General features: G+C 63.8%; 12 protein-coding genes and 1 pseudogene. 7 read left to right on the top strand and 6 right to left on the bottom strand.

The genetic code is table 11. The features are described from left to right. Positions 1–184 precede the first annotated feature (184 nt). Positions 185–970 (top strand): response regulator transcription factor, encoded by a 786-nt coding sequence (locus tag NEI07_RS09415; protein WP_256034210.1) that lies wholly within the window; start codon positions 185–187, stop codon positions 968–970. A 21-nt stretch (positions 971–991) separates the two neighbouring features. Here NEI07_RS09415 and NEI07_RS09410 read toward each other — a convergent pair whose 3' ends face one another. Both NEI07_RS09410 and NEI07_RS09405 read right to left on the bottom strand, forming a co-directional pair. Beyond that, positions 992–1,783, bottom strand: a complete 792-nt coding sequence (locus tag NEI07_RS09410; protein WP_256034208.1) for a YdcF family protein — start codon at positions 1,781–1,783, stop codon at positions 992–994. A gap of 104 nt (positions 1,784–1,887) precedes the next feature. Next, positions 1,888–3,564, bottom strand: a complete 1,677-nt coding sequence (locus NEI07_RS09405) for an electron transfer flavoprotein-ubiquinone oxidoreductase (protein WP_256034205.1) — start codon at positions 3,562–3,564, stop codon at positions 1,888–1,890. A 176-nt stretch (positions 3,565–3,740) separates the two neighbouring features. Between NEI07_RS09405 and NEI07_RS09400 the strand changes: the two genes are divergently transcribed. From NEI07_RS09400 to NEI07_RS09385, 4 genes are read left to right on the top strand one after another with little or no spacing between them, the layout of a single operon-like run. Continuing rightward, positions 3,741–4,730: an HlyD family secretion protein gene (locus NEI07_RS09400; protein WP_256034203.1), complete on the top strand. Its 990-nt coding sequence runs from the start codon at positions 3,741–3,743 to the stop codon at positions 4,728–4,730. Then, positions 4,727–5,656, top strand: a complete 930-nt coding sequence (locus NEI07_RS09395) for an ABC transporter ATP-binding protein (protein ID WP_256034202.1) — start codon at positions 4,727–4,729, stop codon at positions 5,654–5,656. Before NEI07_RS09400 ends, NEI07_RS09395 begins: the two co-directional genes overlap by 4 nt. Then, positions 5,653–6,840, top strand: a complete 1,188-nt coding sequence (locus NEI07_RS09390; RefSeq protein ID WP_256034201.1) for an ABC transporter permease — start codon at positions 5,653–5,655, stop codon at positions 6,838–6,840. Before NEI07_RS09395 ends, NEI07_RS09390 begins: the two co-directional genes overlap by 4 nt. 48 nt (positions 6,841–6,888) lie before the next feature. Next, positions 6,889–7,092, top strand: coding sequence for a hypothetical protein (locus tag NEI07_RS09385; protein WP_123175821.1), 204 nt, complete (start codon positions 6,889–6,891; stop codon positions 7,090–7,092). A gap of 33 nt (positions 7,093–7,125) precedes the next feature. Here the strand turns inward: NEI07_RS09385 and ubiA are convergent, their stop codons facing one another. Further along, complete coding sequence (gene ubiA / locus NEI07_RS09380; RefSeq protein WP_256034200.1) at positions 7,126–8,082, bottom strand: 4-hydroxybenzoate octaprenyltransferase; 957 nt, start codon at positions 8,080–8,082, stop codon at positions 7,126–7,128. Continuing rightward, a complete protein-coding gene (locus NEI07_RS09375) occupies positions 8,079–8,522 on the bottom strand; it encodes a hypothetical protein (RefSeq protein ID WP_256034199.1) in 444 nt (147 codons plus the stop codon). Before NEI07_RS09375 ends, ubiA begins: the two co-directional genes overlap by 4 nt. 139 nt (positions 8,523–8,661) lie before the next feature. Between NEI07_RS09375 and NEI07_RS09370 the strand changes: the two genes are divergently transcribed. Both NEI07_RS09370 and NEI07_RS09365 read left to right on the top strand, forming a co-directional pair. Next, positions 8,662–9,423 carry a 16S rRNA (uracil(1498)-N(3))-methyltransferase gene (locus NEI07_RS09370; RefSeq protein ID WP_256034197.1) on the top strand — a complete coding sequence of 254 codons (762 nt, stop codon included), beginning with the start codon at positions 8,662–8,664 and terminating at the stop codon, positions 9,421–9,423. A gap of 253 nt (positions 9,424–9,676) precedes the next feature. Beyond that, positions 9,677–10,000 carry a hypothetical protein gene (locus tag NEI07_RS09365; protein ID WP_256034195.1) on the top strand — a complete coding sequence of 108 codons (324 nt, stop codon included), beginning with the start codon at positions 9,677–9,679 and terminating at the stop codon, positions 9,998–10,000. Positions 10,001–10,025: 25 nt separating this feature from the next. Here NEI07_RS09365 and NEI07_RS09360 read toward each other — a convergent pair whose 3' ends face one another. Together NEI07_RS09360 and NEI07_RS09355 are read right to left on the bottom strand one after the other, a co-directional pair. Then, positions 10,026–11,414, bottom strand: coding sequence for a glutamate--cysteine ligase (locus NEI07_RS09360; protein WP_256034193.1), 1,389 nt, complete (start codon positions 11,412–11,414; stop codon positions 10,026–10,028). A 190-nt stretch (positions 11,415–11,604) separates the two neighbouring features. Next, a pseudogene (locus NEI07_RS09355) lies at positions 11,605–11,892 on the bottom strand (DUF937 domain-containing protein); the annotation flags it as partial.

Below are 11,892 nucleotides of genomic sequence, written 5' to 3'. Positions count from 1 at the left end.
TGCTCGCGTTGGGCGCGCGCAAAGAGGCTTGCATCCGCGGGAGCCTGCGGTATTGTGACATACGCCCCCACCTCTAACGGGCAGGGGGCGCCGACCCGCCGGGCTCCAGGATTGGGGTGCGTCCAAGGCCGGTGCGGGGCGATATCGACCAATACGCTGCGCTTCGCGCGGCGGCGGAGGCTGAATGGCTCCTACCTCTTCGATCAGGGCCGCGAATGACCAGAGGGACGGCTCGCGCGCGGCTCGGCCCAATGGCGCCGACGGCGCCCGCGACACGGCGGAGGCGGATCGCATCGACGTCGCCATCGCCGATAAGAGCCCGCTGATCCTCGCGGGGCTGGACAAGCTGCTATCGGACGACCGCCGGTTCACTCTTGTCGCGAAGCTGACGGACGGCGAGGAATTTCTTGAAGCTGCGCGTCAGCAGAAATTCACGATCGCCGTCATCGGCTGGCAATTGCCGACGCTGCACGCCCGCGACGTCTTGCGCGCGCTGTCGCGCCAAGTCTCGGCGCCCAAGATCGTCGTCTACAGCGGCACCAATGATCCAGCCGCGCCGGCCGAAACTCTGCAGCTTGGCGGCGCAGGCTTCGTCTCCAAGCGCGCGCCGCCGGAGCGGCTTCTGGATGTGTTGGCCGCGGTGGCGGCGGGCGACATGGTGTTTCCCTTCGTCGACATCCGCAAGATGCGTAGCGACCCGCTGGAAAATCTGACCCTACGGGAGCGGAGCCTGTTATCGGCGCTCGGCTCCGGCCACACCAACAGTCAGCTCGCCAAGGATTTCGGCGTCTCGATCAACACCATCAAATTCCATCTGCGCAATCTTTTCGAAAAGCTCGATGTGCGCAATCGGGCGCAGGCGATCGCGCTCTTTCTGGAGATGAAACACGGCGCATATCCAGGCGGGGCCGGCGGGCGTAGCATGGAGCCGGCGGGCGCATCGCGCGGAAGACGGCACCGTTCGGACTAGATCACGCTGCATTTGGGCGGACTATGGCGCGGGAAAAAGCGCGTCGCTTTTTCCGGTCAGCCGATAGGCGACCAGTCCCACCCACTCATGCGCAGCGAATTCCACAAGTCCGAGCGCTTTCGTCGCGAAACGCGGGAGTTCGAGCCCAGAGTCGCCGCTGGTGCGATAGTCGACCGGATAGGCGATCACATCGAATCCCGCCTGACGGAACACGCCGACGGCGCGCGGCATGTGAATCGCCGAGGTGACGAGCAGCCAACGCGCGCCAGGCTGGGGGCGAAGCAGTTCGCGCGTGAAGACGGCGTTCTCGTAACTATTGCGCGAGCGGCGCTCGTAGAGAACGTCGCCCTGATCGACTTCCATCTCACGCCAGAAGCGCTGCACGGCGTCGGCTTCAGAGTAGGGCGAAGCCTGCAGCGCGGCGGAGCCGCCGGTAAAGACGAGACGCGCATGAGGATATTTGCGCTTTAGCGCGATCGGCGCGGTCAGGCGCTCGGCGGCGTCGACTAGCGTCGGACGATTGCGGCTGGCGCTCAGCCGCTCGTCAATCGTTCCACCGAGCACGATAATACCGTCCGGCGCCGGCATATCCTCGGGCGGCGGGGGAAAACGCGCCTCGAGCGGACCCGCCAGCAGACCCCCCAGCGGTCCGAAGGCCATCAGCAGCAAGGCGAGCGCGCTTACGGTCGAGAGCGCGCGTCCCCAAGTTTTCCAGCGCGTGAACAGCAGCGCTGCGCCGATGACGGCCAGGAAAATGAAAAAGTGGACCGGCGCCAAAACGAATGTGAAAATTTTCGAGACGATGAAGAACATCGGTTCACGCGACTCCTCGGCGCGTCATTGCGCGCAAAGCGGCGGAAGCGAAGATATTGCGGACGGCTTCGCTTCGCGCGCAATGGCGCCTTCGCTGCAAGCGATCACATATTCGGATAGTTCGGTCCGCCGCCGCCCTCCGGGGGAACCCAAGTGATATTCTGCGCGGGGTCCTTAATGTCGCACGTCTTGCAGTGCACGCAATTTTGCGCGTTGATCACAAAGCGCGGATCGCGGCGCGTCGCCTCATCGGCATAGACCACCTCATAGACGCCCGCCGGGCAATAGAGTCGCGCGGGCTCGCCGTAGATCGGTAGATTGCGCGCGATCGGAATCGCGGGATCAGCAAGCTTCAGATGAACCGGCTGATCCTCCTCGTGATTGGTGTTCGAGACGAACACCGACGACAGCTTGTCGAAGACGACATCGCTTGCGCGCTTGGGGTAGACGATCGGCGTGACTTCCGAGAGCGGCTTTAAGGTCTCGTAATCGGCCTTGCCGTGCTTGAGCGTGCCGAAGAAGGAAAAGCCGAACAGCTCATTCGTCCACATGTCGAGGCCAAAGAGCGGCGCGCCGACATAGGTGCCGTATTTCGACCAGAGCGGCTTGACGTTGCGCACGGGCATCAAATCGCGGCCGATTTCGGAGGCGCGCCAGGCGGCGTCATAGGCGTCCACCGCGTCATGCGCGCGGCCTTCGCCGATCGCCGCCGCGATATGTTCGGCGCACAGAATGCCCGAAACAATGGCGTTGTGGGATCCTTTGATGCGCGGCACGTTCATGAAGCCCGCGGCGCAGCCGACCAGCGCGCCGCCCGGCATGACGAGCTTTGGCACGCTCTGCCACCCGCCTTCCGTCAGCGCGCGCGCGCCATAGGAAAGACGTTCGCCGCCTTCGAGCGTCGGCGCGATCATCGGATGCGTCTTGAAGCGCTGAAATTCGTCGAAGGGAGAGAGCGTCGGATTGGAATAATTGAGATGCACGACGAACCCGATCGACACGAGATCGTCGTCGAAATGATAGAGGAAAGAGCCGCCGCCGGTGTCGGCCGCAAGCGGCCAGCCGAAGGAATGCTGCACAAGTCCATCCTTGTGTTTCTCCTTCGGAATGCGCCAAAGCTCCTTGAAGCCGATGCCGAATTTCTGCGGCTCGCTGTTTGCGCAAAGGTCGTATTTCGCCAGCAACTGCTTGGTGAGCGAACCGCGCGCGCCTTCGGCGAAGATCGTATATTTGCCTTTGAGCTCCATCCCGCGGGTGAAACTGTCCTTGGGTTTGCCGTCGCGTCCCACGCCCATGTCGCCCGTCGCGACGCCGACGACTTCGCCCTTGTCGCCGTAAAGAACTTCGGCGCCGGCGAAACCGGGATAGATCTCGACGCCAAGGTTTTCCGCTTCCGACGCGAGAAAGCGAACGACATTGCCGAGCGAGCCGATGAAATTGCCGTGATTGTTCATCAGCCGCGGCATCAACATGTTGGGAATGCGAATGCTGGCTTTTTCCGACAGCAACAGGAAATGGTCCTCATGCACTTTCGTCTTCAGCGGCGCGTCATCGCGCGTGCGCCACTCGGGAAGCAGCCGGTCGAGGCCGATCGGATCGATCACCGCGCCGGAGAGAATATGCGCGCCGGGCTCGGAGCCTTTCTCGATGACGACGACGGACAGATCCGGCGCAACTTGCTTCAAGCGAATCGCCGCGGCGAGGCCGGCCGGGCCTGCGCCGACCACGACCACGTCATATTCCATAGATTCGCGTGGCGGCAGCTCCGTATCTTCAGCCATTTTCAATCCCTTTTGCCTTTTCTTGGAGGCATTCTAGCCTTTTTGCCGCCGCCGCGGCAAAAGGAGTTTCGCTTTCGGGAGGGGCTTTGTTGGAGGCGCCTCGCGGCAAGGTTTCGTCGCGCGGCGGGGAAGGTGCATAATCCGGCCATGCTCGATCCGCTCTACGCCCCCGCCGCATGAAGCGTCTCGCGGTCTTCATTGCGCTGGCGCTCCTTGCCGTCGTCGTTTGGCGCGTCGCCTATCGTCCGGCGACTCCCGCCGATGTCTTTCTGGGCTATGTCGAAGGAGAGATGCTCTACATCGGCCCTTACGAGACCGAGAGGGTCGCGAGCCTCGCGGTTTCGGCCGGCGCCGAGGTCAAAAAGGGCGATCCGCTGTTCACGATGTCGACGACGCTTCTCGATCGCGTGCGCGACGAGTCGTCGGCGCGCCTCGCCCAACTCGAGGCGCAAGTCGAAAACCTGCAGGCGGCAATGAATCGGCCCGAGCAGATCGCCGTTTTGCAGGCCGCGCTGGAGCGCGCCGAGGCCGCTCTCGAATTGTCCCGCGCTGATTACGAACGGCAACGAAAACTCTACGCCAAAGGTCATGTCGCAAAGGCCGCGCTAGATCGCGCCGAAATGGCGCGCGCGCGCGATGAGGCGAGCGTGGAGGAAGCGCGCCGGCAGGTTCAGGCTTCGCGCATGGCAAGTCGCTCGCAGGAGATTGAAGCCGCTGAAGCCAGCCTGAAACAGGCGCGCGCGCAACTCGACGCGCTGAACATTCGCATCAAGCGCCAGAGCGTGGTCGCGCCCGCCGACGGCGTCGTGCAAGATGTTTTTTTTCGCCCCGGCGAGATCGTCAACGCGGGTCAGCCGATCGTTGCGCTCTTGCCGCCCGAGAATCGCAAGGTGCGCTTCTTCGTTTCCGAGCCGGAGCTGCCGAAGATCTCGCTGGGCGAACGGATGCGCGTCACCTGCGACGGCTGCGCCGACGACCTCTTTGGGCGCGTCAGCTATATCGCCAGCCGGCAGGAATATACGCCTCCCGTAATCTTCAGCGACAAGGAGCGCGCAAAACTCGTTTTTAAGGCCGAAGCGCGGCTCGAAGGCGCGGCGCGCGCGTTGCCCCTGGGCATGCCGGTCGCCGTCGGGCCGGCGCCGGAGTCGACGGGAGCGGCGCCGTGAGCGCTGAGAGCGACATCGCGATCGATGTGCGCGGGCTCACCAAATCCTTCGGCGCCAAAAAGGTCGTCGACAATTTCACGCTGCAAGTGACGCGCGGGCACATCCAGGGCTTTCTCGGCCCCAATGGCAGCGGCAAGACGACGACGATCCGCATGCTCTGCGGCCTGCTGACGCCCGATTCGGGCGAGGGCGAATGTCTTGGCTACGACATTCGCCGGCAGCAGGAAGAGATCAAGCGCTATGTCGGCTACATGACGCAGGGCTTTTCGCTTTATCGCGATCTCACCATTCGCGAAAATCTGGAGTTCGTCGCGCGCGTTTACGGTCTTGAAGCGCCGGAGGACGCGGCTCAGGGCGCGCTCGAGCGCCTCGGTCTCGTCGCGCGCGCCGACCAACTCGCCGGCGAGCTTTCCGGCGGCTGGAAGCAGCGACTGGCGCTCGGCGCGTGCATCCTGCCCGGCCCGTCGCTGCTCCTCCTCGACGAACCGACAGCGGGCGTCGATCCCAAGGCGCGACGCGACTTTTGGGACGAGATCCATCATCTGGCGACGCAAGGCTTAACGGTGCTCGTTTCGACGCATTACATGGACGAAGCGGAGCGCTGTCACCAGATCGCCTATATCGCCAATGGGCGGCTGCTCGCTTCGGGCACGATTCCGGAGATCATCGCCAGCGCGAATCTCTCGACCTGGGTGGTGACGGGCGCGGGTCTCGATTCGCTCAGCAGCGAATTGAAACGTCAACCTGGCGTCGACATGGTTGCGCGCTTCGGCGCGGCGCTTCATGTCGGCGGGCGAGATGAGGCGGCAATGGAGCGCGTCGCGCGCCGCTACAGCGCCGAGGGCGTCCATCGTTGGAAACGCGACGAGCCGTCGCTTGAAGACGTTTTTATCGATTTGATGACCCGCGCCGGAGCCCACCAGTGAGCGTGCAGGAAGGCCCGCCGCGCGTCGTTCCCCGTCCGGCGCGTCGCGGCGCGCTTGCGCAGTCCTGGCAGCGTTTCGTCGCCATGTTCGTCAAAGAATTCATTCAGCTTCGTCGCGACCGACCAACCTTCGCGATGATCGTCGGCATTCCGCTCATTCAGCTGATGCTCTTTGGATATGCGATCAACACCGATCCCAAACATCTGCCGACGGCCGTGCTGACGGGCGACGACAGCCCGATCGCGCGCGCGCTGATCGGCGCCTTGCGCGCCACCGATTATTTCAACATCAAATATGTCGCGCGCGGCGAGGCCGACGCCGATAAATTGATCCTCTCAAACAAGGTGCAATTCGTCATTCAAATCCCGCCCGATTTCTCTCGCCAGCTCGTCCGCGGCGAAAAACCCGGGCTGCTTCTCATCGCCGACGCCACGGACCCGACGGCGACCGCGGGCGCGGTCGCCGCTGCGCTCGGCGCCGCGAATCAGGCGCTCGACCGTGAACTGACCGGACCGCTGGCGTCGCTTGCGCCGAATGCGCCGCCTTACGAGATCCGCGTGCATCGGCGCTACAATCCGGCTGGAGAGACGCGCCGCAATATCGTGCCCGGACTGATCGGCACGATTTTGACCATGACGATGCTGATGTATACGGCGATGTCGGTGACGCGGGAAATCGAGCGGGGAACGATGGAGGCGTTGCTCGCCATGCCGATACGCCCGGTCGAGATCATGCTCGGAAAAATCGCGCCCTATGTGGTCGTCGGCGCCGTGCAAATGTCGACGATCCTCATCGTCGCTTCCTTGTTGTTTCAGGTGCCGGTGGTCGGCTCGCTCTTTACGCTCACCGTGCTGACTCTGCTTTTTATCGTCGCAAATCTATCGGTGGGCTACACTTTCTCGACGGTCGCGGTAAATCAGCTGCAGGCGATGCAGATGACCTTCTTCTTTTTTCTGCCGAGCATGCTTCTTTCGGGCTTCCTCTTTCCTTTCCATGGGATGCCGATGTGGGCGCAATATATGGGTGAGGCGCTGCCGCTCACCCATTATCTGCGCATTGTGCGCTCGGTGATGTTGAAGGGCTCGGACTTCGGCGATCTCGCTGTCGACGCTGGCGCGCTTGCGGCCTTCACGCTTGTTGCGATGAGCGTCGCGGTGACGCGTTTCCGGCAGACGCTGGACTGACGTTGACGGCACAAATTTCGGCGGCTTAACATCGGCGCGGAGACAACAATGTCGGACACCCAAGACGCGGAAGCGCGATTCAACTTTATCATGAAAATCGCCGCCGTCGCCGCGGTGGTGCTGACCGGCTATTACATCTGGTCCTTCTTCGTCAGCAGTCGCTACGAGGCGCTCTGCGGCGGCTCCTATTGGGAGCTCGACAAAAAACAAATCGATTCCTGCGTCGATCGGAAGAAAGAACTCGAGAAGTAGAGCAGTTCCTCATCCAGCGTCGCCCGGGGCGCACTAGAAAAGAAAGGCGAGGCTCTGCGCAAAAAAGCCTGTGAACAGCAACAGACCGGCGTCGCGATTTGAGCGGAACAGCCGCAGGGCGGTGATCGGCGCGACATCTTCTCGGGTTTGCGCGATCTGCCAGGCGAGATGCGTCGCATAGGCGGCAACCCCGGCATAGGCGAACCATCCGCCGCCCGCCAGAAAAACCGCGAAGGCGGCGCATGCGGCGGACGCGGCATAGAGCGCGCCGACCGCCAATTGCACGCGCGGACCGAACAATCTCGCCGTGGAGCGCACGCCGACGATCGCGTCGTCACGCAAGTCCTGAAGCGCGTAAATCGTGTCGAAGCCGATTGTCCATGAGATCGCCGCCGCATAGAGAAAAAGCGCCGGCGCGCCGAGTTCGCCCGTGCGCGCCGTCCAGCCGAGCAGCGCGCCATAGGCGAAGGCTAATCCGAGGATCGCCTGCGGCCAGGACGTGAAGCGCTTGGCGAAGGGATAAATCAGCACGATCAGCGGAGATATCAGTCCAAGAGCGATCGTGAAGCCGTTGAACGACAAAAGCACTGCGAGTCCGACGAGGCATTGCGCGACGAGGAAGCCCACCGCCGCCGCAGGCGTTACGCGCCCGCTGGCGAGCGGCCGCAGGCGCGTGCGCTCGACCTTGGCGTCGATCTCGCGATCAACGTAATCATTATAGGTCGAGCCCGCGCCGCGCATGGCGACGGCGCCGATAAAGAAGAGCGTCAAGTGCCAGACGTTGGGGCCTTCGCGCATCGACGCCGAGGCGAGCGCGCTTGATTCCCAGCAGGGAAGCAGCAGCAGCCACCAGCCGATGGGCCGATCGAGGCGCGCAAGCTGGATATAAGGCAGCAAAGCTGGCGGCGCGCGGCGCAGTAACGGATGATCTGCGATGGCGTCGGGCAGCGCGGCCGCTCCCGCCGAATCGCCGCTTTGCGTTACGTTCACAGCGGTCCGGCAGGCAACTTTGGCGGCGCCATCATGCCGCCGCCTCCAGCCGCCGCTTGATCGCGCATCTCTTTCATCTTCGCTGCGGCCGCGCAGGCCTGCGACGCGAATCCCTGAGTTTTGGCGCGCGCTTCCTTGAAGCCGTCGGCGACATTGTCAGGAATGTTGCACCAATCCTTGTTCTTGATGATGTAATTCATCATCTCGGTTTCGACGGCGACGAGACGTTTGGCCGCGGGGCAGGCGGCTTCGGGATCCATCTTGCCCTTGCCAGCCTTTCCGAGCGCGTTGAGCGCCTGAATTCCCGCCATGCGCTTCTCGGTGAGCTTCTGGAAGTCTTCCTGACACGCTTGCGCATGCGCGCCGGTAGAGGCGAGCAGCATCGCGAACAGCGAAAGTCGCGCGACAGCGCGAGAAATATCGACAGCGCCGATGATCATGTGTCTGGTCCGCTCATCAGGCTCGCAGCATTACCAGCAGGCTTGCCGGCGACGCAAGTTTTGGCGAACCTGCACGCAACAAAGCGGCGGCTTCATGGCGAGCGCGCCTTGCGCTCGCGTCTCCGCTTGGGAAGCCATCGTGTCAGCTTACGATTTTTCTGCGCAGCGCTTGTTCGTTCGTGACGATCTCGCGCCGGATGTCGAACTCGCGCCTTCAGCTGAGGCGTCGAACTATCTGCTCAATGTCCTGCGCATGCGGGAGGGCGCCGCGATCCATCTGTTCAATGGCCGCGACGGCGAATTTCGCGCGACGCTCGCGAACGTCTCGCGACGCGCCGCAAGATTACGCGTCGGCGAGCGACTGCGCGCCCAGACCGAACGCGCCGACCTCGATTATTGTTTCGCTCCCCTGAAACAGGCGCGGCTCGACTACATGGCGCAGAAGGCCACGGAGATGGGCGCCGGCCGTCTTCTGCCGGTGCTGACGCGCCGAACGCAAGTCCGCCGGCTCAATACGGGACGGCTCGAGTCCAATGTGATCGAGGCCGCCGAGCAATGCGGCGTGCTGGCCGTGCCCGAAGTCGCGCCCGCCGTCGAACTGTCAGAGTTTCTAGCGCGTTGGCCGGCGGGGCGGCTGCTCGTGTTTTGTGATGAACGCGCCGCGCTCGCCAACCCCTTGGACGCGCTCGAGGGCCGTACGGCGCGAGAGGGCGTGAGCGTGCTCATTGGACCGGAAGGCGGCTTCGACGATGCCGAACGGGCCGCCATCGCCGGCTTGCCGAACGTGGCGCGCCTTTCGCTCGGACCGCGCGTGCTGCGCGCCGACACCGCCGCCGTCGCGGCTCTGGCGATCGTCCAGGCCGCCATCGGCGATTGGCGTTCTCGGACGGCCGCCGTCTAAACCAAAAATAAATAAATAGAAAATAAAGGGTAGTTCTCACATGGCGCCGAGAGGTTCGCCAGTGGGCGTCCAAGACACGATCCTGCCATGATGTTTGGCTCTAGTTGGATTGCAGCGCCGGAATGCGCCGCTCGAAGGCGAGGAGGTTCTCGTCGCCAGCGCAATTACGGCGTATCGAGACATTGTCGGGATCGCAAGGCTCCGGAAATCTCGCGCGACGCGCGCGAATTTTCGGAAATGAGGCCCAAAACTCATGACCCTAGATAACATTAGCCGCAGTAAGAGTTTTCTGCCGGCGGGCTTTTTCGGCGCCATCGCGCTCACGGCCATCGCCGTTGCGCCGGCCCATGCCGATAATGTCAGCCAATGCGCGCGATACGGCGCCGATTATGTCGCGGTCGCGGGGTCAAACGGTTGTGTTCGCCTCGGCGGCCACGTCCGCGTCTCTATGCCTCGCGCCCCTGTCGCCCCGATGGGCTATGCGGAAATGCGCCGGGATGGCATGCAGCACGCCGCTGCGCGTTCCGCGCTGCCGCCGATGGCGCCCTTCGGGCTGCACGACCTCTTCCCACGCTGACCCGCGTTGGCGCCGGCTCCAAATTCTATTGCGGAAGCACGCAATCGGTGAAGGCGGCGTCGATCGACTGCCCCCACCGGCCGTAATAAGCGTCCAAGCGCCGCTGGGCCAAGGTGCGTCCGTCTTCGAGAATTTCTTCCAGCGGCGCGAGAAAAACGCTCTCATCGCGCCCTTTGGCGTCAAGGCGGGCGCGTTGGCGCAATCCGACCTTCGCCAGCGCAAGAACGTCGCGCCCGACATCGCGCAGGCTGCGGCCCTCGATTCTCGCATCGAGCGCCAGACCGGGCACATCGGCGCGTAGCGCCTGACGCGCGGCGGCGCTCCATCCCTTCGTCAGTTCGCGCGCCTGATCGAGCGCGGCGGCGTCATAGAACAGACCGGCGCAAAGCGCGGGAAGGGCGGTGAAATGGGTGCGCGGGCCTGCGTCCGCGCCACGCATTTCGAGATAGGTCTTTAGCCTCACCTCCGGAAAGATCGTCGAGAGGTGATTGGCCCAGTCGGACATCGTGGCGCGCTCGCCAGGCAGTTGCTGAAGGCGGCCCTCCATCAAGTCCCGAAAGCTCGCTCCCGCCACGTCGTTATAGACGTCGCCGCGTTTGACGAAATACATCGGCACGTCGAGCGCATAGTCGACGTAACGTTCGAAGCCGAATCCCTTCTCGAAGGCGAAAGGCAGCATGCCGGTTCGGTCGGGATCGGTGTCGAGCCAAATGTAGGACCGTTGCGACAGCCGGCCGGTCGGCTTGCCGTCGAGAAACGGCGAATTGGCGAACATCGCGGTGATGAGCGGCTGTAAAGCGAGGCCGACACGCGTTTTTTGAACCATGTCGGCCTCGTCGACGAAGTCGAGGTTGACCTGCACGGTGGCGGTGCGAAACATCATATCGAGCCCGAGCGCGCCAACTTTCGGCATATAGGCTTGCATGATGGCGTAGCGCTGCTTGGGCATGGTCGGCGTCTCCGCGCGTGACCACTTCGGACTGCAGCCAAGATCAAGGAACCGCACGCCCAGCGCTCGGGTCACGGGCGCAAGCGCCGCGAAGTGCGCGTCAAGCTCCGCATGCGTGGCGTGAACGTCGTCCAGCGGCGCCCCGGAGAGTTCGAATTGTCCGCCGGGCTCGAGCGAAATCGCGCCGCCGCCATCGGACTGATAGAGGCCGATCAGCGCGTCCCGGTCGAGGATCGGGGCCCAGCCGAGCGTGTCGCGCAGGCCCTCGAGCAGCGCCCGCACGCCGCCTTGGCCTCCGGAGCCCTCATAGGGGACCGGCGAATCATCGGCCGCATAGAAGGGGATTTTCTCATGCTCGGTGCCAATGCGCAGCGGGGCGCCGCCGGTCTTGGAGCCAGATTCGAGCCATTCGACCAACATGTTGCGCGACGTGATCGGCGTCGTGTCGGATACGTCGCGGGCCATCTACGGAGAATTTTCCATGCTAGAGGAAGACGCGCGATTGCGGCGCGGGATGCGCCTCGCGGGTGCAGGAATCGCGCCGATGGATTGCAGGAAAGCGGGCGTTGCGCAAGCCTCCGCCCGCGCCGGCTCGCCGGCGCGGCGCGCCGAAGGGCAGAACTTCGCGGGCCGTCCCGAGCTTGGCGGCCAGCCCTTAGCGCTTGCCGAACATCCGGCCGAGAATGCTTTCGAAGTCCGAGCGCGCGCCGGCGTTTTCGCCGCCGCTACTGCGTCCGATCTGCAGCGTCTTCTTGATCTCTTCGATCGCCTGCTGAATCGACGCCTGATCCATGTCGTCGGGCAGGCCTTGAGAGCGCCCGGCGCCCGGGTCGAGGTCAGGCGGGCCGCCCATCGGTCCACCGGGTCGACCAATGGGTCCGCCGTAGGGGTCGGGCGCGGGCCGGCGGCCGCCGCCGAGCAGCGAGCCCAGAATCGACCCCAG

Source organism: Methylocystis suflitae (genome assembly GCF_024448135.1).
GTDB classification, from domain to species: Bacteria; Pseudomonadota; Alphaproteobacteria; order Rhizobiales; family Beijerinckiaceae; genus Methylocystis; species Methylocystis suflitae.
The sequence above is the reverse complement of the archived record's forward strand: the minus strand, read 5'-3'. Positions and strand labels throughout refer to the sequence as shown.

Excerpts from the sequence above, each read along its gene's own strand:
- NEI07_RS09415 (WP_256034210.1), top strand. The coding sequence starts at position 185 with ATGGCTCCTACCTCTTCGATCAGGGCCGCGAATGACCAGAGGGACGGC.
- NEI07_RS09410 (WP_256034208.1), bottom strand. The coding sequence starts at position 1,783 with ATGTTCTTCATCGTCTCGAAAATTTTCACATTCGTTTTGGCGCCGGTC.
- NEI07_RS09405 (WP_256034205.1), bottom strand. The coding sequence starts at position 3,564 with ATGGCTGAAGATACGGAGCTGCCGCCACGCGAATCTATGGAATATGAC.
- NEI07_RS09400 (WP_256034203.1), top strand. The coding sequence starts at position 3,741 with ATGAAGCGTCTCGCGGTCTTCATTGCGCTGGCGCTCCTTGCCGTCGTC.
- NEI07_RS09385 (WP_123175821.1), top strand. The coding sequence starts at position 6,889 with ATGTCGGACACCCAAGACGCGGAAGCGCGATTCAACTTTATCATGAAA.
- NEI07_RS09375 (WP_256034199.1), bottom strand. The coding sequence starts at position 8,522 with ATGATCATCGGCGCTGTCGATATTTCTCGCGCTGTCGCGCGACTTTCG.
- NEI07_RS09365 (WP_256034195.1), top strand. The coding sequence starts at position 9,677 with ATGACCCTAGATAACATTAGCCGCAGTAAGAGTTTTCTGCCGGCGGGC.
- NEI07_RS09360 (WP_256034193.1), bottom strand. The coding sequence starts at position 11,414 with ATGGCCCGCGACGTATCCGACACGACGCCGATCACGTCGCGCAACATG.